This is a genomic window from Flavobacterium sp. 11 (genome assembly GCF_002754315.1).
In the GTDB taxonomy this organism is placed as follows: domain Bacteria; phylum Bacteroidota; class Bacteroidia; order Flavobacteriales; family Flavobacteriaceae; genus Flavobacterium; species Flavobacterium algoritolerans.
The window spans coordinates 2,197,665-2,220,885 of the sequence record NZ_PEFE01000001.1 but is presented as its reverse complement, the minus strand read 5'-3'; the positions used below and the strand labels follow the sequence as shown (position 1 = coordinate 2,220,885).

The 23,221-nt window shown below is 35.4% G+C and carries 19 protein-coding genes, 2 tRNA genes and 1 rRNA gene; 11 read left to right on the top strand and 11 right to left on the bottom strand.

Features of this window, described 5'->3' with window-relative positions:
* Positions 1-61: 61 nt before the first annotated feature.
* The 9 genes from CLV00_RS09670 to CLV00_RS09630 all read right to left on the bottom strand — a co-directional run bounded on the left by CLV00_RS09670 (position 62) and on the right by CLV00_RS09630 (position 9,130).
* A tRNA-Ala gene (locus CLV00_RS09670) sits at positions 62-135 on the bottom strand.
* A gap of 93 nt (positions 136-228) precedes the next feature.
* Positions 229-302: transfer RNA gene (locus CLV00_RS09665), tRNA-Ile, on the bottom strand.
* 123 nt (positions 303-425) lie between these two features.
* Positions 426-1,939 (bottom strand): 16S ribosomal RNA (locus CLV00_RS09660).
* A 1,049-nt stretch (positions 1,940-2,988) separates the two neighbouring features.
* Positions 2,989-3,570 carry a DNA polymerase ligase N-terminal domain-containing protein gene (locus tag CLV00_RS09655; RefSeq protein WP_099714962.1) on the bottom strand — a complete coding sequence of 194 codons (582 nt, stop codon included), beginning with the start codon at positions 3,568-3,570 and terminating at the stop codon, positions 2,989-2,991.
* Between the two features lie 43 nt (positions 3,571-3,613).
* Entirely contained in the window at positions 3,614-3,979 is a 366-nt protein-coding gene (locus CLV00_RS09650) for a hypothetical protein (RefSeq protein ID WP_099714960.1), read from the bottom strand.
* A 143-nt stretch (positions 3,980-4,122) separates the two neighbouring features.
* Entirely contained in the window at positions 4,123-5,706 is a 1,584-nt protein-coding gene (locus tag CLV00_RS09645) for an MFS transporter (RefSeq protein ID WP_099716305.1), read from the bottom strand.
* Positions 5,707-5,710: 4 nt separating this feature from the next.
* Positions 5,711-6,763 (bottom strand): HlyD family secretion protein, encoded by a 1,053-nt coding sequence (locus CLV00_RS09640; protein WP_099714957.1) that lies wholly within the window; start codon positions 6,761-6,763, stop codon positions 5,711-5,713.
* A gap of 35 nt (positions 6,764-6,798) precedes the next feature.
* On the bottom strand, positions 6,799-8,103 hold the full coding sequence (locus CLV00_RS09635) for a TolC family protein (protein WP_233206879.1): 1,305 nt from the start codon (positions 8,101-8,103) through the stop codon (positions 6,799-6,801).
* Between the two features lie 208 nt (positions 8,104-8,311).
* Positions 8,312-9,130 carry an AraC family transcriptional regulator gene (locus tag CLV00_RS09630; RefSeq protein ID WP_099714953.1) on the bottom strand — a complete coding sequence of 273 codons (819 nt, stop codon included), beginning with the start codon at positions 9,128-9,130 and terminating at the stop codon, positions 8,312-8,314.
* Between the two features lie 157 nt (positions 9,131-9,287).
* Here CLV00_RS09630 and CLV00_RS09625 point away from each other — a divergent pair, with 157 nt between their 5' ends.
* The 10 genes from CLV00_RS09625 (at position 9,288) to CLV00_RS09580 (ending at position 20,181) form a co-directional block, all read left to right on the top strand.
* On the top strand, positions 9,288-10,808 hold the full coding sequence (locus CLV00_RS09625; protein WP_099714951.1) for a succinate CoA transferase: 1,521 nt from the start codon (positions 9,288-9,290) through the stop codon (positions 10,806-10,808).
* Positions 10,809-10,990: 182 nt separating this feature from the next.
* Complete coding sequence (locus CLV00_RS09620) at positions 10,991-11,251, top strand: hypothetical protein (protein WP_099714949.1); 261 nt, start codon at positions 10,991-10,993, stop codon at positions 11,249-11,251.
* Between the two features lie 87 nt (positions 11,252-11,338).
* Positions 11,339-11,722 carry a hypothetical protein gene (locus tag CLV00_RS09615; protein WP_099714947.1) on the top strand — a complete coding sequence of 128 codons (384 nt, stop codon included), beginning with the start codon at positions 11,339-11,341 and terminating at the stop codon, positions 11,720-11,722.
* Positions 11,723-11,807: 85 nt separating this feature from the next.
* Entirely contained in the window at positions 11,808-12,140 is a 333-nt protein-coding gene (locus CLV00_RS09610; RefSeq protein WP_099714945.1) for a helix-turn-helix transcriptional regulator, read from the top strand.
* 19 nt (positions 12,141-12,159) lie between these two features.
* A complete protein-coding gene (locus CLV00_RS09605; protein ID WP_099714943.1) occupies positions 12,160-12,630 on the top strand; it encodes a DUF6428 family protein in 471 nt (156 codons plus the stop codon).
* A gap of 15 nt (positions 12,631-12,645) precedes the next feature.
* Positions 12,646-13,281: a low molecular weight phosphatase family protein gene (locus CLV00_RS09600; protein ID WP_199074786.1), complete on the top strand. Its 636-nt coding sequence runs from the start codon at positions 12,646-12,648 to the stop codon at positions 13,279-13,281.
* Positions 13,281-14,330 (top strand): ACR3 family arsenite efflux transporter, encoded by a 1,050-nt coding sequence (gene arsB, locus CLV00_RS09595; protein WP_099714941.1) that lies wholly within the window; start codon positions 13,281-13,283, stop codon positions 14,328-14,330. The genes CLV00_RS09600 and arsB overlap by 1 nt, the downstream gene beginning before the upstream one ends.
* 12 nt (positions 14,331-14,342) lie before the next feature.
* Positions 14,343-15,401, top strand: coding sequence for an ArsO family NAD(P)H-dependent flavin-containing monooxygenase (locus CLV00_RS09590; protein ID WP_099714939.1), 1,059 nt, complete (start codon positions 14,343-14,345; stop codon positions 15,399-15,401).
* A gap of 389 nt (positions 15,402-15,790) precedes the next feature.
* Entirely contained in the window at positions 15,791-18,778 is a 2,988-nt protein-coding gene (locus tag CLV00_RS09585; RefSeq protein WP_099714937.1) for a TonB-dependent receptor, read from the top strand.
* Between the two features lie 11 nt (positions 18,779-18,789).
* Positions 18,790-20,181 carry a RagB/SusD family nutrient uptake outer membrane protein gene (locus tag CLV00_RS09580; protein ID WP_099714935.1) on the top strand — a complete coding sequence of 464 codons (1,392 nt, stop codon included), beginning with the start codon at positions 18,790-18,792 and terminating at the stop codon, positions 20,179-20,181.
* A 93-nt stretch (positions 20,182-20,274) separates the two neighbouring features.
* On the opposite strand, the gene CLV00_RS09575 is transcribed toward CLV00_RS09580, so the two are convergent.
* Together CLV00_RS09575 and rocD are read right to left on the bottom strand one after the other, a co-directional pair.
* On the bottom strand, positions 20,275-21,237 hold the full coding sequence (locus CLV00_RS09575) for an arginase (RefSeq protein WP_099714933.1): 963 nt from the start codon (positions 21,235-21,237) through the stop codon (positions 20,275-20,277).
* Between the two features lie 11 nt (positions 21,238-21,248).
* Positions 21,249-22,532 (bottom strand): ornithine--oxo-acid transaminase, encoded by a 1,284-nt coding sequence (gene rocD / locus CLV00_RS09570; protein ID WP_099714931.1) that lies wholly within the window; start codon positions 22,530-22,532, stop codon positions 21,249-21,251.
* A gap of 230 nt (positions 22,533-22,762) precedes the next feature.
* On the opposite strand from rocD, the gene CLV00_RS09565 reads away from it, so the two are divergent.
* On the top strand, positions 22,763-23,215 hold the full coding sequence (locus tag CLV00_RS09565) for an Lrp/AsnC family transcriptional regulator (RefSeq protein ID WP_099714929.1): 453 nt from the start codon (positions 22,763-22,765) through the stop codon (positions 23,213-23,215).
* Positions 23,216-23,221 lie beyond the last annotated feature (6 nt).

Below are 23,221 nucleotides of genomic sequence, written 5' to 3'. Positions count from 1 at the left end.
TAGTAATTAGTGATTAGTTTTTGACTAATTACTTTTTACTCTTTACTATTCACTCGAATAGTGGAGAATAACGGAGTCGAACCGTTGACCTCCTGCGTGCAAGGCAGGCGCTCTAGCCAGCTGAGCTAATCCCCCAATCTAATTATGAATTGTGAATTATGAATTATGAATTTATATTTCATAACTCCTCAACTCTAGAATTTCTTCTTTTATTTAAGTCTAAAATAGTTGTCTCGGACAGACTCGAACTGTCGACCCCTACATTATCAGTGTAGTACTCTAACCAGCTGAGCTACGAGACACTCTTATTCTTAAATGGTATTATTTGAACTAACAGCAAGAGTAATAAAACGTTGGGGTTTGCTTCCAACTTGAACTTTCGTCTTCTTTCTTTAGCGTGCATATAGCTAACACTAAAGCTCTAGAAAGGAGGTGTTCCAGCCGCACCTTCCGGTACGGCTACCTTGTTACGACTTAGCCCTAGTTACCAGTTTTACCCTAGGCAGCTCCTTGCGGTCACCGACTTCAGGCACCCCCAGCTTCCATGGCTTGACGGGCGGTGTGTACAAGGCCCGGGAACGTATTCACCGGATCATGGCTGATATCCGATTACTAGCGATTCCAGCTTCACGGAGTCGAGTTGCAGACTCCGATCCGAACTGTGACCGGTTTTATAGATTCGCTCCTGGTCACCCAGTGGCTGCTCTCTGTACCGGCCATTGTAGCACGTGTGTAGCCCAAGGCGTAAGGGCCGTGATGATTTGACGTCATCCCCACCTTCCTCTCAGTTTGCACTGGCAGTCTCGTTAGAGTTCCCGACATGACTCGCTGGCAACTAACAACAGGGGTTGCGCTCGTTATAGGACTTAACCTGACACCTCACGGCACGAGCTGACGACAACCATGCAGCACCTTGTAAATTGTCTTGCGAAAAGTCTGTTTCCAAACCGGTCAATCTACATTTAAGCCTTGGTAAGGTTCCTCGCGTATCATCGAATTAAACCACATGCTCCACCGCTTGTGCGGGCCCCCGTCAATTCCTTTGAGTTTCATTCTTGCGAACGTACTCCCCAGGTGGGATACTTATCACTTTCGCTTAGCCACTGAAATTGCTTCCAACAGCTAGTATCCATCGTTTACGGCGTGGACTACCAGGGTATCTAATCCTGTTCGCTACCCACGCTTTCGTCCATCAGCGTCAATCCATTAGTAGTAACCTGCCTTCGCAATTGGTATTCCATGTAATCTCTAAGCATTTCACCGCTACACTACATATTCTAGTTACTTCCTAATAATTCAAGTTTAGCAGTATCAATGGCCGTTCCACCGTTGAGCGATGGGCTTTCACCACTGACTTACTAAACCGCCTACGGACCCTTTAAACCCAATGATTCCGGATAACGCTTGGATCCTCCGTATTACCGCGGCTGCTGGCACGGAGTTAGCCGATCCTTATTCTTACAGTACCGTCAAGGTTCTACACGTAGAACTGTTTCTTCCTGTACAAAAGCAGTTTACAATCCATAGGACCGTCATCCTGCACGCGGCATGGCTGGATCAGGCTTGCGCCCATTGTCCAATATTCCTCACTGCTGCCTCCCGTAGGAGTCTGGTCCGTGTCTCAGTACCAGTGTGGGGGATCTCCCTCTCAGGACCCCTACCCATCGTTGCCTTGGTAAGCCGTTACCTTACCAACTAGCTAATGGGACGCATGCTCATCTTTCACCGTTGTGACTTTAATTATAAAGTGATGCCACTCTATAATACTATGAGGTATTAATCCAAATTTCTCTGGGCTATCCCTCTGTGAAAGGTAGATTGCATACGCGTTACGCACCCGTGCGCCGGTCTCTAGTTCCGAAGAACTATACCCCTCGACTTGCATGTGTTAAGCCTGCCGCTAGCGTTCATCCTGAGCCAGGATCAAACTCTTCATCGTATATTGTGTGAGATCAGATAAATCTTCTCTCTTTGTTTATTCGACTAAATTCTAGTGGTTTTTTCAAATCTCTCGATTCTATTACTCTCATTCTTTTGTTTTGAAATCTCTTTCAAAACGGCTGTCAATTCAATATGTCTAGGAACGTGTTCTTCTTTGTTTTTCCCTTCGTTAACACTACTTAAAGTGTTTCTCGAAGCGGGTGCAAAAGTACAACTTCTTTTTTAACTGGCAAGAAAATTTTGAAGTTTTTTTTTGGAAATTTTTATCTCCGTTTTACTACCGTTTTCTTATCAGCTTGTCAAGGAACTTTGCGCGTTTTGCGGGGTGCAAATGTAATAAGCTCTTTCTAATCTCACAAGCTTTTCTGAATCTTTTTTTGAAAATAAATTCCCTCTCTCAATCCAGTTTACTTGTCAGTCTTCTAAAGAACGTCTGCGTCATTGCGGGTGCAAAAGTAGCACCTTTATTCGCTTTTACAAGCTTTTTTAAACCTTTTTTTTCATGTTTTTACAACCCAATCTTTAACTCGCTGAAAACATGATTCTTGAAACACAAAGTTTTTTATACTATTCAACAATCTTACAGCTGATTAATGGGATTTCAAATCAAAACCACCTATTCCAATAAAGATGGGCAACTTTCAACTGCCTTTCCCTTCTTTATAAAATCTTAGGGAATTATCGCTTTATTGCCTTTTCTACAGCTCTTCGATGCGTTTTTATCCTTGGAAACAGCTTACCTTACTAGTACGCTAACAAAAAAAATGTCTGGATTAATAAAATGGTTTTATGCTATACCTTATATAATAACAATCTTTTCTTTTCTCTCCTATATATAAGGACACAAAATATACATCAAAACAACAAAAAGCTCTACTTATCCAAAGTTCGCGTTAGGGATAGCAGCGAAAAGCCCACAGTCCCGCCTTTTTTTGGCGGGACGAGGACTTGTAGCGAATAGCCCGACTCCTTAATATAAAGAAAGGCGATTCTCTTAGTTGAGAGTCGCCTTTCTTTATATTATGGAGGAACGCACAAATTGTTTTATTAACCACTCTTTGTTTCCATACTTTCTAATGTCCTATTAGAAAGTACAGATTTATCTTGTTGCAAAACATCTTCATCATTTGCATATTGATCTTTTGACTTTATCAAAAGCCATGTATTCTCCTGTTTGGTTTTTAATTTTACTAAAGCAAATTCACCTTTCAATTTTTTCCCATTAAGAATAAAACTAAGATGTCCTTTTTGTAAATCGGATTGTAATTTATGTTCGTCGATACCTGACCTATCTTCGCCAGCTAAAATATACGTTCCATTGTCCCAAACAATAACATTCCCTGCGCCGTAATTTCCCTCCGGAATAGTACCTTCAAAATCTTTGTAACTATAAGGATGGTCTTCTACCATAATAGCCAATCTTTTATTATCCGGATTCATAGACGGCCCTTTTGGTATTGCCCAACTTTTTAACACACCATCCACCTCCAAGCGAAAATCATAATGCAAATGAGAAGCCGCATGTTTTTGCACCACGAAAATTAATTCAGTTGACGATTGCTTCATTTTCCCTTCAGGTTCTAAAGTGGATTTAAAATTACGCTTTTGATTGTATTCCGTTAAAGACATGATTAATTAGATTGGGATTTAAAATTTACGACAAAACCTTCTACTAAATTTTATCTCCAGAATTCTCATCTAAATTACTATGATTGTCGCCACCTATACTATAATGATTATTTTCTTCATCTTCATTTCCCGAGTTTTCCAATTCATCATCTAATTCTGAGCCAGGAACATCTAAATCTCCACCAGAAACATCCTCCTCAAAATTTTTTTCATTCAATTCCGTGACATTATTGATTTCAACAGGGACTTTATTTTTAGAAATATCTTCCGGATCTATTTCCATTTCTTTATGGAATTGACTGTATATATCTTCACTTGGTGGATATAAAAGAGAATCCGGGATTGCATTTTTATCCTTTTTACCCGGTTTTCTTTTATCAAAATTCAATTTATCGTTTCTATTATTCATTTTACACTTATTTAATTGATTTTCAGAACACTAAGTTAAACATTTTTAAATAAAAATAGATTATATAAGTATAAAAGAATACTCTATTCTTACACTTCATCAGAATAGGGTATTTTCTATTTAAAACTTTACAGTACACCTTTTTAAGTACCCCAAATTCTATTTTTTAAAAGGTCAAATGTTTGTCTTAAATGCTGATTAAGCAATAGAAAAATAACCACAATAACCATTAGATAACCAATAGCAGTAAAGATTTCCATATTGGACAATAAAACCGATTGTTTTGAAACCGAACTGATAATTTGTTTCATCGCTAATGTATTGGAGTCATCCACAGTATAGCCTTTAGTCATAAAACTTCGGGTGAGTTGTTCGACACGCATTTGCGTTTCTGGACTTTCGGGAAGAACAAATTGTCTGAATTTTGTAAAATGGGTACTCTGTAAAAACAATCCTGCGTTTTGAATCATGGCAAAACCCATTATACTTCCCCAAAAACGCCCTGCAACTCCCACTACTCCCGCAAACGGAGCATAATGCGTAGGAACAGCAGATACGGTGAACAAGACTAACGGAACAAATATTATTCCGACAGCCACTCCCTGTAACATATACGGAATTGCAATGTCCGACAGGGAAGCATCCGGCACAAAAAGAAAAGTAAACCAGAAATGAAATAGCGCAAAAATTGAAAATCCTAATATAAAAATATAGCGCGAAGCAACTGATTTAGACAAAAACACCACAGTCAAAATCATCCCAATTACATTTCCTGTCAAATTCAAATACTGCACATGCGCCACTCTTGAAGGCTCCCAATTCCAGACAACTGCCATCGTACTATGACAAATATTCAATGTTGCTCTGGCAATGTAGAAAACTACGGATAACAACAATCCGGTCCTTAGATTCGTATAGCGAAAGACTCGCATATCAAAAGTAGGTCTCTTCACCAGCATTTGTCGGGCAATAAAAAAACCTCCTGTTAGCAAGGCAACAATGAGTACTGCAACAATTTGGGGGGATTCAAACCAATATTTTTTTTGACCATAAACCACAAAATAACTACCGCACAAAATAGCGGTAAGCACAAGAATAAAACTGACCCAATCAATCTGATACAACGGAATTTTTTTATGAAACCGATTGTTATTAAAGGTAATCATAACCAAAGCCACACACACAATTTGGAAAAAAGCGGAACCATACGCCATATATTTCCAATCGTAATTCTCCAGCAACCACACCGCAATATTCATTATAAAAGGAGAAGCCAGCATCAAGGCTCCATAATTAATTGTAAAAGCAATAATCACGGCATTTTTAGACTTAAACCGTGCAATCAAAAATTGTCGTAAGGGTAAAACTGGTAATGCCATCAGAATTCCTTCGGCCATTCTTAGCATAATAAACAAATAAAAATTTTCTATGTAAGCCGTTAGTATAAATGTTAAAGCTGCCAAACTATAAATAACCAGAAAATATTTCTTGGTTGGAAAAAACTTAAAAAACCGACTTTCGATAAGAATGGTAGCTAAAAAAGTCCCATAGGTAACACACATCGAAAACTGTAAATCTTCGACTTCTACATCCAAAAAACTTGCTGCATACGTCACATTAGAAGTATATACTCCTAATAAAACCATGGAATGCAACATGCAGAAAAATATTATAGCAATAATGGCCCAGTTAGGAACCCAAGATTTAAAAATACTTGTTTTTGACATTGGATTATTTGTGTTCGGCAATAACGGTAACATTCATACCGGCTCTAAGAAAGTCCGTTTGTGCATCACTTTCTTTTAATTTTATTCGAACCGGAATTCTTTGCTCTATTTTTATAAAGTTACCCGTTGCATTATCAGGAGGCAATAATGAAAAACGTGCGCCACTGGCTGGCGATAAAGATTCAATAGTTCCTATAAATTCTCTTCCACTTATTGCATCTGCTTTCAGCTCCACTTCTTGGCCAATGGATAAATATTGCAGTTGTGTTTCCTTGAAATTAGCCGTAATCCACTTTTCCTTGCTAACGATAGAAACTAAGGTCTGCCCTTCTTTTATCATTTGTCCCGGTTGCATGATTTTTTTACCAACCCAACCATCATAAGGAGCTGTAATTACAGTATAGGAAAGAAACAAAGTAGCATTGTCAGCAACCGCTTGCTTGGACTGAATTATAGTCTGAGCCGTAGGGATTTTAGCCGAAGCTTCTGAGGTGTTCAATACCGCCGATTGAATCGTGTTTACTATTTCCTGATAATGCGCTTGAGCCAATTCATAATCCGCTTTTACTTTTTCAAGCTGTTGTTCAGTAGCCGCTTCTTGGCTTACTAATCCTTTATAGCGATTGTATTCCAATTTTGTTTTCCAAACTTCTGTTTTTGCAGCTTGTAACTGAGCTAGTCTAACGGAAGTTACATTAGAAGTTGTTGCGACATTTTTTTCAATCACAATGCTATTGCTTTTTGCATTTTCAACATCGGCCAATGCCATGTCTAAATGCGCTTTGTATTCCCTATCGTCAATTACTAGTAATGTATCGCCTTTGTGAACAAATTGATTTTCATTATAGCGCACTTCAGTTACATACCCTGTAATTCGAGCCATAATTGGCGTTACATATTGATCCACCTGGGCGTCATTAGTTTCTTCGTGATTTTTATTAAAAATATAAAACCAAATCCCTAAAACAATTCCGCCGAGAACCAGCATACCGGATATCACGGTAATTAATCTATGAAATGATCGATGAGCTCTTGACGAATTATGAACTTTTACCATATAAATTTGAAACTAAATTATATTAAATTGAATTATTATTTGTTGAGTAATCCTGCCGTATGGAGCAATTCATACTGTTTCATAACCATATCTATTCTAGTGGAAACTTTGTTGAATTTTGCCTGAAGCAACGCATTATCCGCATCGACCATTTCCGTAATCAAAACCAGTTGGTTAAGGTATTTTACTTTTACAATGCGATAATTTTCATTGGCTAAATCCAATGCTTTATCTGTAACCGGTAACTTGTCCAGTATTTCCTGATATTGGGTATGCTTTCTAAACACTTTATCCACCATTTCATTTTTCACAAGCTCCGATTCATTTTCTTGCAAATCCACTTTTAAATTGGCAACCTGAACTTTGGCTTTATTTTTATATAAACCCGACAAATTATAAGTAGCCTCTACTCCTATTTGCCCTATGGTATAGAGATAAGAACGATTCAGCGTAAACAACATGTAGTCAGGATATTTTAGATTATAATTTCCAAATAAGCTCACCTTAGGATAATAATTCCCTTTCATCATTTTTAACTCTGTTTTTTTAACGTCCACTTCCCTATTTGCGATACGCATTTCTTCGTTTTGAAGCGTCTCTTTAAAATAGAAATCATAGTCTTTCAAAGGAGCGATATCGAGTAATCCTGTTGTATCAATAGCAATTTCAACTTCCTCGGGCAACTGCAATACTGTTTTTAACTCTTGAAGTGCAATTTTGATGTTTTTTTTATTCGTTAACGAATTAAGCTCACGATCTGAAAGTTGCAACTCAGAACGCAACACTTCGTTTTTAGTAACCGTTCCAAAGGTTTTAAAAGCTTTCACTTCTTTCAATCGTTCCTGTTCTTCTTTAATGCTTTCGCCAATGATTTTCTGGAGTTCCATCATTTTATAAATGCCCAAAAAAGTAGCTATCACCTGTAATTGAATGTTATTCTGCGTCTTCTCTACCTTGATTTTGGCAATTTCGTTTTCCTCTTTCGACTTTTTAATCGCATTATTGATTTTATTACCAGCATAAAGCGGTACATCAAATTTTGTAACGACATCATATAGTACGGTTCCAGGTTCAGGAGTATAGGTATGTTTGTCTGAGAAAAAACCACCTTCGTATTCCGTTAAGTCAGATAATCGGGAATACATCGCATTAAAATTAACTTCCGGCAAACGAAGATTTTTTGTCACGGCAATCTCCTTTTCTGAAATTCGCAGTTCAATATGAGATTTATGAATCGTCTTATTATTTTCTTTAGCGATTTTTAAAGCATCATTCAAAGAAATTGTGGAAACTTGTTGTGCCTGTAATGAAGTGAATCCATGAAAGAGGAGGAATAGCAACAAGTAATTTTTTGAAAAATTAATTTTCGCTTGGTTCAAAAAAACCTGATTTTTAAGAAACATAATATAGATAAAGGAATAGAATACAAAGTTCCCAAATTTAATCCATGCCGTAAAATCAACAAAAGCCAACTATTTATCCATTTCAGACAATTATAAAACAAGGACAAACACTATAACGATTGCAGAAAATGAGTGCTGTGAAAAACTACTTTTTTAATATTTCAATCCCTTTTAAATAATCCGAAGGACGTTGTCCTAAAATCTTGAAAAATGTGTTGCTAAAAGTTGGAACGCTACTATATCCTACAGCTTGCGCCACTTCATTAACAGATAGATTTTTTTCGAGTAACAATTCAATTGCTTTTAAAATTCTCCGAATCGTGAAATATTGAATGAATGACATGCCCAAATCTTTTTGGAACAAACGATACAAAGAGCGCTCGCTAAAACCAAATCGATTGGCCAAATCAGAGAACAAAATAGTTTCTCCCAAGTTTTTATCTAAATAACTAATGATTTTATTCAGGCGAATATCCTTTGGCAAAGGCAACGATAACGGTAAATTAGTCAGACAGATTTCTGGTAAAATGGCTTTTATTGCATTGGCAATACTAAAATTTCTAGTCCCCTTTTTTAGATTTCCGTTCCATCGGTTTGTGAAAAGCATCATTTGCAGCAATAAATCGTTAATGGGATAAATGCCTTCTTTTTCATAAAAAGGATCTTCATTCGAATCTATTGGAAAATACAAATTCCGCATCATGACATGCTCAGAATTGGGATGAATACTATGTTTTATTCCGCCTGGAATCCAGATAAAATGACGCGCAGGAAGAAAATAAGATTTGGTTTCAGTGGTGACGTGAACAATCCCACCTTCAGAATAGAGCATTTGAGCTTTTTCATGCTTGTGAGTTGGAATTAACAATTCACCCATCAAATCATGGTGGCAATAAATACTTTTTTTATCGGTATCAACCTCTTTTATATAATATTTCTCTTCTAAAGTTTCGAATGGACTCATTGTGGCTGAAATGAATATTTTTATGACTTATTACGATATTTATCCAGTTCTTAATTTCACTAAAATTGTATGTGATATAAATCAAAATCTAAAAATTGATTTAATTCATTATCAAAACATCAATTTTTGGTTATTTTTTTATTAAAAACACATAATTATGCAGTCGGATAGAATTAGATTTCAAAGTTACAAAGACAAAGTTATTTCTGCACAAGATGCCGCTTTATTTTTCAAAGACAAAATGACTATCGGAACCAGTGGATTTACAAAAGCTGGTGACAGTAAAGCCGTTTTACCTGCTTTTGCCGAAAGAGCAAAATCAGAAACTATTGGAATCACATTAATTACCGGTGCTTCTTTAGGGCATACCACAGATGCGGACTTAGCTAACAATAACGCTTTGTACAAAAGAATGCCATTTCAGGTTGATGCTACTTTACGAAAAAAAATAAACGAAGGAAAAGTACTTTTTATAGACCAACATTTAAGTGAAACAGCCGAATTATTAGAAAACAAACACCTTCCAAAAATTGACATTGCTGTAATTGAGGCCACGTACATTGATGAGAATGGAAATGTAATTCCAACAACCTCAGTTGGAAATTCAGCTACTTTTGCGCATGCGGCCGATAAAATCATCATCGAAATAAATACTTCCATACCATTTGAATTCAAAGGGATTCATGATATTTATATTTCAAAAAATTATCCAAATCGAGACGTTTTAAACATCACAGCTGCAGATGAAAGAATTGGAACCGATTATATCACGATTGATCCTGACAAAGTCATTGGAATTGTTTTCACAGAAATTCCTGATAGTCCGGCACAAGTAACTGCAATAGATCCCAAAACGGCTGCCATTGCCAATCATTTACTGGCTTTTTTTGAAAATGAAATCAAAGAAGGACGCTTAACCAAATCATTAATGCCGTTACAAGCGGGAATAGGAAAAGTAGCTAATGCGGTCATGTCTGGCTTTGCCAAAGGAAATTTTGAAAATTTAGTAATGTATTCCGAAGTCTTGCAGGACAGCACTTTTGAACTAATTGACAGCGGAAAATTAGATTTTGCATCGGCTTCTTCCGTAACCGTTTCTGAAAATTACTATAAACACATTCTTGATAATTTCGAAAAGTACAAGGACAAAATTCTACTTCGACCGCAAACCATCAGCAATTCAGCCGAAGTGATACGAAGATTGGGAGTTATAGCCATAAATACAGCCATTGAATTTGATATTTATGGAAATGTAAATTCAACCCATATTTCTGGAACCAAGATGATGAACGGTATTGGTGGTTCGGGTGATTTTGCCCGAAATGCCTATTTGAGTATTTTTGTTACCCAATCATCTTCAAAAGAATATAATGCCATTTCTCATGTTTTACCAATGGTTTCACACGTGGACCATACGGAACATGATGTTGATATTTTAATCACCGAACAAGGAATTGCCGATTTAAGAGGACTTGCACCCAGAGAACGCGCCAAAGTTATCATTGAAAATTGTACGCATCCGGAATACAAAGACGAATTATCAAATTATTTTAATCGGGCTTGTTTGCGCGGCGGACATACACCTCACATTTTAGAAGAAGCGTTCAAACTACACTCCAGATATATTGAAACCGGCAGCATGAAACAAAACTGTTCAGTTGAATTACCCTTGCATTAGTAATTATATATATTTTTAAACATCCCTAAACATGCTTTTTGTTCAGGGATTTTTTTATTGAATCAATTCATTTTTGAAAGTTAAAAATTTTATTTTTTTTCATTTTTATAAAACATAAATTACTAACTTTAAGCTACTTAATTCAAAATACAACTCAATTACTAATTATAAAAAATAAAGACATGAGTGTACTAACTGATAATGTAATCCCGGGTAATCATGGCAAAATTTTTGGGACAAATGCTATAGAAGATATTGATTTAATAGAAATAAAATCTAGCCTATTAGAATTAGACGGAATAAAAGAAGTTGTATTGAATACTGAAATTTTCCCAAGAGAATTTACAGTACACACTTCCAAAATGATACCTATAAGTGATATTGAAAATCGAGTTAAACTAGTCGGATTTCATGCTATTCCAAAAGATCTATTTGAGCTTTGATATTTTGGAATAAATTCCCCCAAAGCTTTCCCTTTTACAATTTTTATTAAAATAAAGAAAAACTCAAATTATTAAAAAGACAAAAAAATGGAAACTAAAAAAACAATTTATGAATTACACGAAGAACATAAAACGTGGCTAAACAAACTTTTGTTCTATAAAGATGAGCTTAAAATTATGGCTGATCGAATTACGGAGGTTGCAGAAAAGAATACTTCAAATGAGGTACGCTCCCTGGCAGATTATTTTCATAATCAGCTGATTATTCAAAAGGAACAGATAGATATCTTAAATCACGATATTAAAAGTCACGAATCGTATCTTAAGGCAGCTGTACAAAAGAATCCAAATGCAATTGATCAAGAAAAATTTTCAGACCATAAAAAGCACCGAGAAAGTATTGCCGTTTTTGAAAAACTTTTTAGAGAATTGAGAGAAGAACTGATTGATTTTCTATCGAAATGGATGTGAATTTTGAATGACTTTTAAAAATTTACTATTCTAAATTTTGTTTTTACATATCTATATCGTAATATTGCAATATAAATATATAACGATGGGAATTACTAAATCAGAACATTTTACAGACGAGCAAAACGAATTGGCAACTTTAGCGAAAGCCATAGGCCATCCTGCACGTATTGCTATTATACAACACCTCATCAAAGTAAACAGTTGTGTGTGTGGCGATATTGTAAACGAACTGCCACTAGCCCAACCTACTATTTCGCAGCATTTGAAAGAACTAAAAAATGCCGGACTTATAAAAGGCAATTTTGAAGGAAATGCCATTTGCTATTGCCTTAACGAAGAAGGTTTTAATAAAATAAAGGGCTTTTTTCAGCACATCAATACCTATTTAGAGAACAAGAAAAATCAATGTTGTTAATTTTTAAATTACAAGAATCATGAAATTATCAGAAATTAAAAAAGAGTTGAGCACGTTAGAAAACGTTGTTTTTGTATTACCAAACGGAACCTATGTTCCAGAACATTTTCACGTAACTGAAGTGGGCTTAATCACCAAAAACTTTATTGATTGCGGTGGAAAAGTAAGAAAAGAAACTGTAGTAAATTTCCAATTATGGGATGCTAATGATTTCGAACACCGATTAAAGCCAAAAAAACTTTTGGATATTATCGCTCTTTCAGAGAAAGTATTAGGAATCGAAGATTACGAAATTGAAGTAGAATACCAAGCCGAAACGATTGGTAAATATGACTTAGGTTTCAATGGAAAAGTATTCACGCTTTTGAATAAACAAACAGCTTGTTTAGCTCAAGACCAATGTGGCATTCCAGTAGAAAAACAAAAAGTAAAATTATCTGAAATTTCAAGCCAAACTAATAGCTGCACACCCGGCGGAGGTTGTTGCTAATTTTAAAACTATAAAATGACACTAACCAAAACCATTCTATTTCCAGAAATTGAAAAAATAATCTCTGCTTTTGATTTTGAAAGTATATCATCAGAGCGAAAAATTATTTTGCAACCGCTAATTGATTTTATTCAAGCAAAAACATCGAATCAGCAAGAAATCAGGCTGAACTTGATTTGTACCCATAATTCCAGAAGAAGCCATTTATCACAGGTTTGGGCACAAACTGCAGCCGCACATTTCAATATAAAAAATGTATTTTGTTATTCTGGCGGAACCGAAGCCACGGCATTATTTCCTATGGCTGCCAAAACATTGGAACAATCTGGCTTTAAAATCAAAATCATTGCAGCAGGTAATAATCCCATTTATGCCATAAAATATGCGGAGAATGAACATCCTATTATTGGTTTTTCAAAAACCTATGATGATGATTTTAATCCCCAAAGTGAATTTGCAGCGATTATGACTTGCTCACAGGCTGATGGCGGTTGTCCGTTTATTGCAGGTGCAGAAAAACGTATTCCCATCACATTTGAAGATCCAAAAGCATTTGATAATACGCCTCAACAAGCAGAAAAATATCAGGAACGCAGTTTGCAAATTGCAACTGAAATGTTCTATGTATTCTCCAAAATAAAATCATACTAATGGCATTACATAAAAAAAGATTAAACTTCCTTGATAGTTACTTGACACTTTGGATATTTCTGGCAATGATAATTGGCGTTTCCATTGGCTATTTTATACCTTCCAGCAGCGGCTTTATCAATTCCTTTTCAAGCGGAACGACCAATGTTCCTCTGGCAATTGGATTAATAGTGATGATGTATCCACCTTTGACTAAAATTGATTTTTCAAAAATTTCTTTAATGTTTGAAAAGCCAAAATTACTCACCGCCTCTTTCTTCATCACTTGGATTATTGGTCCGTTTTTAATGTTTTCATTGGCAACATTCTTTTTAAAAGATTATCCGGAATACATGACGGGTTTAATCATAATTGGGATTGCTCCTTGCATAGCCATGGTGATTGTCTGGAATGAATTAGCCGAAGGAAATAGGGAATTAACAGCGGGCTTAATCGGAATTAATAGTTTGCTTCAAGTGTTCTTTTTTGGATTGTATGCGTATTTTTATTTGGAAATCATGCTGCCATTATTTGGAATAAAAGGCTTGGAATTAAATATTACGGTTGCCCAAATTGCCACAACTGTTGGAATTTATTTAGGCATTCCATTTGCATTAGCAATCATTAGCCGCTATGCCATCAAGAAATTCATTGGCGATAAATGGTTCAATCAAAAGTTTATTCCGTTTGTTTCTCCCATTACTTTGATTGCTTTGCTTTTTACAATCGTTGTCATGTTCAGTCTAAAAGGCGAAATGATTGTTGATTTACCTTTGGATGTGGTTAGAATCGCCGTTCCACTTGTGATTTTCTTTGCTATTATGTTTTTCCTGATGTTTTTTGTTTCCAAAAAAATTGGAGCCAATTATAGAGATGCCGTTGCGCTTTCCTTCACCGCATCCGGAAATAATTTTGAATTAGCAATTGCAGTTTCTATTGGCGTTTTCGGAATCAATAGCGGACAGGCATTTGCAGGAGTCATTGGGCCATTAGTAGAAGTTCCAGCTTTGATTATTCTAGTAAATGTTGCTTTTTGGCTAAAGAAAAAATATTATACTAAAACAACTTAAAGTACAATCCCAATGCACAAAATTCTGGATGTTATTGTTATTGGTGGCGGACAAAGCGGATTGGCTTGCGGGTATTATTTACGACGCCATAAAATAAACTTCCTCATATTGGATAAAGAAGAAAAGTGCGGTGGTTCCTGGCTTCATGCTTGGGACAGTCTCACGCTTTTTTCTCCTGCCGAGCATAGTTCTTTGCCGGGTTGGCTGATGCCAAAATCTGAAAATCTGTTTCCTTTAAAACAAGAAGTAATCGATTATTTGTGCCAATATGAAAAGCGTTACGAACTACCGATAGAGCGCTCCGTTACTGTAGAAAACATAACTTTTGAAAATAAAATATTCAAAGTTTACACCAATGAAGGAATCTATTTTTCAAAAGCAATAATTGCTGCGGCAGGAACTTGGAACAATCCTTTTATTCCAAAGATTAAAGGAATAGAAACTTTCAAAGGAATTCAAATCCATTCTGCTAATTATAAAAATCCGGAAGAGTTTAGGAATTTAAAGGTTCTGGTTGTTGGCGAAGGAAATTCGGGTGCGCAAATTGTAGCAGAAGTTTCTAAAGTCACCACCGTGAAATGGTCAACCAGAAAACTACCGCACTATTTACCGGATGAAGTAGACGGATTTTATCTTTTCAATGTGGCAACTGCCAAATACAATGCTGAAAAAGAAGGAAAACCATTTAATGCCGCCAATTATGATTTGGGAAATATTGTAATGGTGCCGCCAGTAAAAGAAGCTCGATCCAGAGGAATTCTGACTTCAAGTGGTAGTTTTGAAAGCATATATGAAAACGGTGTACTTTGGTCTGACGGAACCCAAGAAGATTTTGATGCTATAATATGGTGTACGGGTTTTGGTTATACTACGTCTTTTTTGAAAAATATTGTTTCAGCAGATGAGCGCGGCATTGTAAAAACCGAAGAAAGCAAAGCAACTGAAATTTCCGGATTATGGCTAGCGGGTTACGGCAGTTGGACTGGCTATGCATCAGCAACACTCATTGGAATCAACAGAAATGCCAAACAAACTTGTAACGAAATCATAGAATATCTGCAGCAAATCTAAATCAGTTTATCACAAAAATCCGTTGATTCTAGTGGTTTAAATGAATTTATTGTCTCTTATAAATTTCAACAATGTCCGTTTTGAATTTGTTTTTGACCCATGGAATCAAAACGATAATATAATATAAATAAACCCACACAAAGGACTTTTTTTTAATTATCGCTAATGGGTTTTGAAACGAATTCATGAATTTATTAGATTACACATTACTCAAAACCTAATACAAGATTAAACACACTAAAGCGATATTTTTACGAATACCGTTTTTTTATATTTTAAATTTTAAATTATTGACAAAAAACATCAAAATAAGAGATTTTACACGCATAATCTCCTTTAATTAACATTTTATTTGGATATTTGACTAGCTAATCTTAAATAATCCAAAAATGAAAATTAATTTGAAGCATTTTTTGAGTTTACTCATTGTACTGACTGTACAATTGACATTTGCTCAAGAAAGTACATTGTCAGGTAAAGTTACTGACATGGGTGGACTGCCCGTTCCTGGCGCAAATATTATTGTAAAAGGGACCAACATTAGTACCCAAACTGGATTTGATGGTGATTTTACCATTAATGCTAAAAAAGGCCAACTATTGATTGTCAGTTTTGTAGGAATGAAAACTATTGAGGTTCCTGCATCTTCTTCGATGTTAATTAAATTGAGTGATGCCTCAAATCAATTAGAAACAGTTGTTGTAGTAGGTTACGGTACTCAAAGTAAAAAGAAATTAACCGATAACATTGCCCGCGTTACAGCAAAAGACATCCAACAAATTCCAGTATCCAATGTTCAAAATGCCTTAGTTGGTAAATTAGCCGGAGTACAAATCACACAGACAAATGGTAAAGTTGATGGAGGAATAAATATTCGTGTTCGTGGTGCTGCAAGTATCAGCGCAGGAACACAACCTTTATATGTATTAGATGGAATTCCTTTAGTTACTTCAAACGAATCAAGTAATGGAGCGCCAACTAACCCATTATTGACTTTAAGTACTAACGAAATTGAATCAATTGACGTCCTTAAAGACGCATCTTCTGCCGCAATTTACGGTGCTAGAGGTGCAAATGGAGTTGTTTTGATTACTACCAAAAGAGGAAAAGAAGGAAAAGGAACGTTTTCTATAAACCTTTCACAAGGCGTTAGTCAAGCTACTAACAAAAGAAAATGGTTGAATGCAGATCAATATGTAGAGTTATTCACTGAAGCATCTATTAATGGACTTGGTGATGCCGCTGAAGCTGAAGATACTTTTGATTTCTTAGCTCAAGGTACAGACTGGAGAAACAGAGAAGTAGATACTGACTGGCAAGAAACTGCATTCCAAGACGGATTCAATACTGATGCTGATTTTTCAGTATCCGGAGGTGATGCCAATACAAAATATTTCTTTTCTGGAGCTTATAACAATACAACTGGTATTATAAACAGTAATGCACTAGAAAGAGTTACCGCAAGAACAAACGTGTCACACAAAATATCGGATCGTTTTACTGCTGGTATGAATTTAAGTTTCTCCAGATCAGAAATTGACCGTGTGCAGGATGACAACTCCTTTACTACTCCTTTACAGGCTGTCGCACAATCACCATTATCTCCTGCTCGTTTAGATGACGGAACGGCAAATCCAAATACATTGTATGCCAACTTTTTATTGGCTATTGACAATTCGTTCTGGAAAACAATCATGAGAAGAGTTACCGGTAAAGCATATGGAGAATTTAAAATCATTCCTTCTTTAAAAGTAAATTCTGATTTCTCCTATGACTTGTTATCACAAACGGAGGATGCTTGGTATGGTAAAAACTCCCCTTTTATGGCAACTGACGGAGAAGTTTTTGCTACTTCTGTAAACAATGAAACTTATATTTACAGTAATTACCTGACTTTTGACAAAACCTTTGGTGAAAAACATGACGTAAATGCGGTTGCTGGTATGGAGTTTAATAAATTCAACCGTAGGTTTCAAAGTGTAACTAGTATCTATTTCCCAAATGATTCTTTCCAAACTGTTGATGGAGGTGCAGAAGTATCTGGTGGTTCAGGAAATGAAACTGATTATACATTTGTATCACAATTTGGTAGAGTTACCTATTCATATGATGACAAATACATCTTCAAAGCGAGTATCCGTCGTGATGGTTCTTCCCGTTTTGGTAAAAACAATAGATTTGGTACTTTTCCGGCATTTTCTGCAGGATGGATCATGTCTGAAGAAAGCTTCTTAAAAGATAATCCTACTTTGACTTTCTTAAAATTAAAAGGAAGCTGGGGTAAATTAGGTAATGCCGAATTGGGTAATTTTGCTTCACGCCAATTGTACGGATCAAATCCTTATAACTTAAAATCAGGACTTTCTTTCTCTCAAGCTGGGAACGATGATCTTACTTGGGAAAAATCTACTCAAGTTGATTTTGGTGTTGAATTTGGTTTGCTAAACCGCATCAGCATTGAAGCCGATTATTACAAAAAAAATACGGATGGCTTACTTTTTAGTGTTCCATTATCAATAAGTTCCGGAGCAACTACAATCAACCAAAATATTGGAGAAGTACAAAGTAGCGGAGTCGAATTTACATTGAATACAAAAAATATTGATTCAGATAATTTAAAATGGAATACTAGCTTTAATGTAACTACCAACCAATCTGAAGTATTGTCAATGCCAAATAACAATCAAGATATTGTGAGCTCATTTACGATTAACAGAGTGGGAGAAAATATATCTTCCTTTTACTTGGTAGAATATGCTGGAGTTGATCCTGCGAATGGAGATGCCCTTTTTGTAAAAAATACCGCTAACGCTGATGGATCTTTGGATAAATCAACAACTAACGATTACTCTGAAGCAAAAAGAGTGGTTTCAGGAAATCCTTTCCCTACATTGATGGCTGGTTTAACCAATACAATTAATTACAAAGGGCTTGATTTTTCTTTTACATTCCAAGGAGAATGGGGAGCTAGTATTTACAACTCTGCCGGTAAATACCAATCGGTTGCAGCTGACTATTTTGACAATCAAACCATAGACCAATTAAACCGTTGGCAAAATCCGGGTGATATTACTAATGTTCCTCAAGCCAGATTATACGGAAGTAACGGAACACAAGAATCAACTCGATTTTTAGACAAGTCTGATTTTGTTCGTTTAAGAAACTTAACAATAGGATATTCTTTACCAAGTAACACGGTAAAAGATTTAGGAATGAGCAGTGTACGCTTTTACGCTACAGGAGTTAACTTACTTACTTTTACAAATTATTCTGGTTATGACCCAGAAGCAAGAAGAGATGATACAGGTATTGGAGAAGAATTTTACTCAGCTCCACCATCCAGAACTATTGCTTTAGGAGTAAATATTAATTTTTAAAAATTAAAAAAATGAAATCAAATAAATTAATCCTATTTATTCTCTTCGCTACTTTTTTTGCAAGTTGTGACAATGAATTAGAAATAGATCCCAAACAAAATGAAGATGCTTCAGTAACATTAACTACTGAAACAGGCATCATTAACATATTAACAGGTGCCTATGCTACAGCTGCAGATGGTGATGTATATGGTGGTAGAATATTGACCTCTGCCGATTTATTGGCACAAACTGGTATAACAGCGACAACTGATTTTAGATGGAGAGGTACTTTTGGCGAATGCCGACAAATGTATTCTAAAACTATTTTAGTTAACAATACTTTTGTTCAGCAAATTTATACTCGAAACTATCAAATAATCAATGCTGCCAATACAGTTATTGAAAACATAGATAAAGTTCAAGATCCCGAAAGACAAACTACAATGATTGCCGAGGCTACTTTTTTAAAGTCAATGGCATACTTTGATTTGGTTCGATTTTTTGCAAAACCATATGAAGCAGGTCAAGCAAATACCCAATTAGGTGTTGTTATCAGACCAAATGCAATTTATGATTTCACTATTGATTTAGCAAAAGAAAGAAGCACTGTAGATGAAGTTTATGCGCTAATAATTTCAGGTTTAAACTTGGCTTACAATGATCTTCCGGAAGACAATAGTTTTTATGCTGATAAATATGCAGCCAAAGCTTTATTAGCGAGAGTATATTTGCAACAAGGAAATTATCCTGCTGCCAGAGATGCTGCTCATGATGTAATTGAAAATAGCGGACGTGCTTTATCTCCTAAATATGCAAATGCTTTCAATCATGATGTCAATCAGAGTGAGGATATTTTTGCTATACAAATCACTAAACAAACAGGAGAAAATGAAGTGACAAATTTATATGCTTCCGAAGACAATGGTGGACGTGGTGGCGATATCGAAATAAGATCTACTTATTTAGCTAAATTTACTGACCCAGCTGACGAAAGACGTAATTTTAATTACATCAACCCAGACAACGGAAGAAGATTGACTTCTAAATACACCGATCAATTTGGAGATGTTCCTTTAATTCGTTTGGCTGAGATGTACCTTATTAGAGCCGAAGCAAATTTCAGAGCTGGAACTTTTGTTGGTAACACTCCGGTGGCTGACATCAATTTACTGAGAACACGTGCAAATGCGACAAATTTCATAACCGTTACCTTAGCTACTATTTTAAGAGAACGCGAATTGGAATTAGCAATGGAAGGCTTTGCAATTCATGATTTAAAAAGAACAAAAGGTTCTATTGATGTTTTTGCTGATGGATCTGAATTGATTCCATATAATGATAACACTTTAGTATTCCCAATTCCATTAAGAGAAACGGATACAAATAGTAAAATCACGCAAAATCCTGGATACGGAAGTTAATCCTTTTAAAATATCCTTTTAAAAAACCATTAAATAAAAAGCCCGAAATCTAAAATTTGATTTCGGGCTTTTCTATGTATTAAAAAAAATAAACTATTCAATAGGAAGAACAAGTGTTGTCGTTATAGCTTCCAAAACCTCAAAAGCAGTTTCTGCCATTTTATTTCCTTTGGTGTCCAATAAAGGATTTACCTCCACAAATTCAATGCAAACAACTTTTTTTGTTTGGATAATTTGATTGATAATTGCTATGATTTCGTACTGATCAAAACCTTTGGGAACCGGTGTACCTGTTCCATAAGAAATCATATCACAATCCATGGAATCCACATCAAAAGAAATATACAAAACTTCACAATGCGTTAATTTTGACAAAGCTTCAGCGACACACGTTTCCAATCCTCTGTAACGCACTTCATCAACCTTATAATTCTTGATATTCAATTTTTCAATTTGCTTATCTTCCTCATCTTCAGTATCACGAACTCCAAAATAAATCAGATTTTCAGCCAAAACTTTTGGCCCTTTATACCCTATATTTTTCATTTCCTCCCAATGTTGTTTGGTTTCTGGAGCTACATCATTATTCTGGCAACTCAAATTATCATCCGCAAGAGCCGCTGATAATGGCATTCCATGAATATTTCCCGATGGTGAAGTGTAAGGCGAATGCAAATCAGCATGGGCATCAATCCAAAACACACCAATATTTTGCTCCGGAAAAGTTGCTTTTATTCCACTTAAAGTCCCTAATGCTGAAGAATGATCTCCTGATAAAACAATTGGAAAATAATTCCCTGCTAAATTTTTCTTTACCGCATTACAAACTCTGGTGCACTGCTCTACAACATGCTCAATTCTTTTAGCAGAAGTACTCCGATTTTTATCATAAATGGATTCGTTGTGTGTTTTTACATCTTCAAATTCAAATTGATTAAAATAATCACTGTTTTGATTAATTGCAGCGATTTCGATAGCATCAATCCCCAAGTCAGAACCTCGCGTACCAGCACCTATATCAGATCTGTTTTTTATTAATTTTATCGCTTTTCCCATTATCGCTTAAATTATCTGAAATCGTTTAAAGCTCTTTCGATAATACCCAAACACTCATAAATCTGAGATTCAGTAATTACTAATGGCGGTGCTAAACGAATTTTATTACCATGTGTTGGTTTTGCCAATAATCCGTATTCGCTGAATTTCATACAAATATTCCAAGCCAAATCAGATTCTTCATCACAATTGATAACAATGGCATTCAATAATCCTTTTCCTCTAACCAATGTAATTAATGAATTTCTGGAAGCAATCTCGTTAAGTCCTGTTCTTAAAACTTCGCCTAAGTAAGCCGCATTTTGTGCCAAATTCTCCTCTTTTACCACTTCAAGCGCTGCAATAGCAACAGCTGCCGCAATAGGATTTCCTCCAAAAGTAGAGCCGTGTTGTCCCGGTTTAATGACATTCATAATGTGATCATTGGCTAAAACTGCCGAAACAGGATACACACCACCAGAAATTGCTTTCCCTAAAATAAGAATATCAGGTTTCACTTCTGGTTTACCTTCACATCCTTTTTTACACTCACAATTTCCACAAGTTGCCAATAATCTTCCTGTACGTGCAATTCCTGTTTGCACTTCATCAGCAATAAATAAAACATTGTGTGCTTCACAAAGCGCTTTAGTTCTTGCCAAATATCCTTCGGTAGGAACATACACTCCTGCTTCACCTTGAATAGGTTCCACTAAAAATCCTGCTATATTTGGTGTTGATTTTAATACGTTTTCCAAAGCTTCGACATCATCGTATGGAATTTTTATAAATCCGGCCGTGAATGGTCCAAAGCTTTTACGAGCAGTTTCATCATTCGAAAATGAAATAATTGTTGTTGTTCTTCCGTGAAAATTGTTTTCACAAACGATTATTTGCGCTTGATTTTCAGGAATTCCTTTTACCTCATACGCCCATTTTCTACATAATTTCAAAGCAGTTTCCACTGCTTCAGCACCAGTATTCATAGGTAATACTTTATCAAAACCAAAATACTTGGTTACATATTCTTCATACGGTCCTAATTGATCATTATGGAAAGCACGTGAAGTCAAAGTCAATGTTTGCGCTTGTTTTATCATGGCACCAACAATTTTTGGATGACAATGTCCTTGATTTACGGCAGAATATGCCGATAAAAAATCATAATATTTTTTTCCGTCTACATCCCAAACATAAACACCTTCGCCTTTTTCTAAAACTACAGGTAAAGGATGGTAATTGTGAGCTCCGTATTGATTCTCTTTTGCTATCAACGCTTCAGATTTTGAAGAAAGGTTTTGTTCTGTATGTGTCATGATGTTTCTATTTTAATATAATAAAGTACAAAATTACTATTTTTTTTTAATTTACCAATAAAAATAAATATTTTGACTTTTATAAAGATACTATTTGAAAATATTTTCTTAATTTAGATTAAAAATAAGTCATTTTTAAATTTACAATTCAATTTACAGATGCATTTCGAAATAAATAAAAATAAGTACTTTTATACAAATACAAAAGCATCATTTATAATCAAACCAACATGGATATATTAGACGAATTCGACATCAATATTATCAAAGAATTAGAAAAAGACGGAAGAATGGCGTATTCAGCCATAGCTACTAATCTAAAAATATCAAATACAATGGTGCATCAACGCATCAACAGATTAATGGAACAAGGAATAATTACAGGGATAAAGCCTGTAATCAATGAAAAAAAAGTGGGTTACGATTGGGGCTCTTTTACTGGAATTACCTTAAATAAAGATCAAGATTCTGACAGGATTATTGAAGAACTGAAAAACATTCCAGAAATCACGGAATGCTATTACATCACCGGATCTTTTACTCTTTACATAAAAATTATTGCCAGAGATCACGAACACATGCGCAAAGTTCTATATGAAAAAATAGATAACATTCCCGGTATTGCCAAAACGGATTCTATAATCGAATTGGGTTGCGCTTTCAAAAGAAATGTAAGTCTCTAACATAAT

Excerpts from the sequence above, each read along its gene's own strand:
- CLV00_RS09590 (WP_099714939.1), top strand. The coding sequence starts at position 14,343 with ATGCACAAAATTCTGGATGTTATTGTTATTGGTGGCGGACAAAGCGGA.
- CLV00_RS09605 (WP_099714943.1), top strand. The coding sequence starts at position 12,160 with ATGAAATTATCAGAAATTAAAAAAGAGTTGAGCACGTTAGAAAACGTT.
- CLV00_RS09585 (WP_099714937.1), top strand. The coding sequence starts at position 15,791 with ATGAAAATTAATTTGAAGCATTTTTTGAGTTTACTCATTGTACTGACT.
- CLV00_RS09640 (WP_099714957.1), bottom strand. The coding sequence starts at position 6,763 with ATGGTAAAAGTTCATAATTCGTCAAGAGCTCATCGATCATTTCATAGA.
- CLV00_RS09580 (WP_099714935.1), top strand. The coding sequence starts at position 18,790 with ATGAAATCAAATAAATTAATCCTATTTATTCTCTTCGCTACTTTTTTT.
- CLV00_RS09620 (WP_099714949.1), top strand. The coding sequence starts at position 10,991 with ATGAGTGTACTAACTGATAATGTAATCCCGGGTAATCATGGCAAAATT.
- CLV00_RS09600 (WP_199074786.1), top strand. The coding sequence starts at position 12,646 with ATGACACTAACCAAAACCATTCTATTTCCAGAAATTGAAAAAATAATC.
- CLV00_RS09655 (WP_099714962.1), bottom strand. The coding sequence starts at position 3,570 with ATGTCTTTAACGGAATACAATCAAAAGCGTAATTTTAAATCCACTTTA.
- CLV00_RS09610 (WP_099714945.1), top strand. The coding sequence starts at position 11,808 with ATGGGAATTACTAAATCAGAACATTTTACAGACGAGCAAAACGAATTG.
- CLV00_RS09625 (WP_099714951.1), top strand. The coding sequence starts at position 9,288 with ATGCAGTCGGATAGAATTAGATTTCAAAGTTACAAAGACAAAGTTATT.
- arsB (WP_099714941.1), top strand. The coding sequence starts at position 13,281 with ATGGCATTACATAAAAAAAGATTAAACTTCCTTGATAGTTACTTGACA.
- CLV00_RS09575 (WP_099714933.1), bottom strand. The coding sequence starts at position 21,237 with ATGGGAAAAGCGATAAAATTAATAAAAAACAGATCTGATATAGGTGCT.
- CLV00_RS09630 (WP_099714953.1), bottom strand. The coding sequence starts at position 9,130 with ATGAGTCCATTCGAAACTTTAGAAGAGAAATATTATATAAAAGAGGTT.
- CLV00_RS09615 (WP_099714947.1), top strand. The coding sequence starts at position 11,339 with ATGGAAACTAAAAAAACAATTTATGAATTACACGAAGAACATAAAACG.
- CLV00_RS09645 (WP_099716305.1), bottom strand. The coding sequence starts at position 5,706 with ATGTCAAAAACAAGTATTTTTAAATCTTGGGTTCCTAACTGGGCCATT.
- CLV00_RS09565 (WP_099714929.1), top strand. The coding sequence starts at position 22,763 with ATGGATATATTAGACGAATTCGACATCAATATTATCAAAGAATTAGAA.
- rocD (WP_099714931.1), bottom strand. The coding sequence starts at position 22,532 with ATGACACATACAGAACAAAACCTTTCTTCAAAATCTGAAGCGTTGATA.
- CLV00_RS09650 (WP_099714960.1), bottom strand. The coding sequence starts at position 3,979 with ATGAATAATAGAAACGATAAATTGAATTTTGATAAAAGAAAACCGGGT.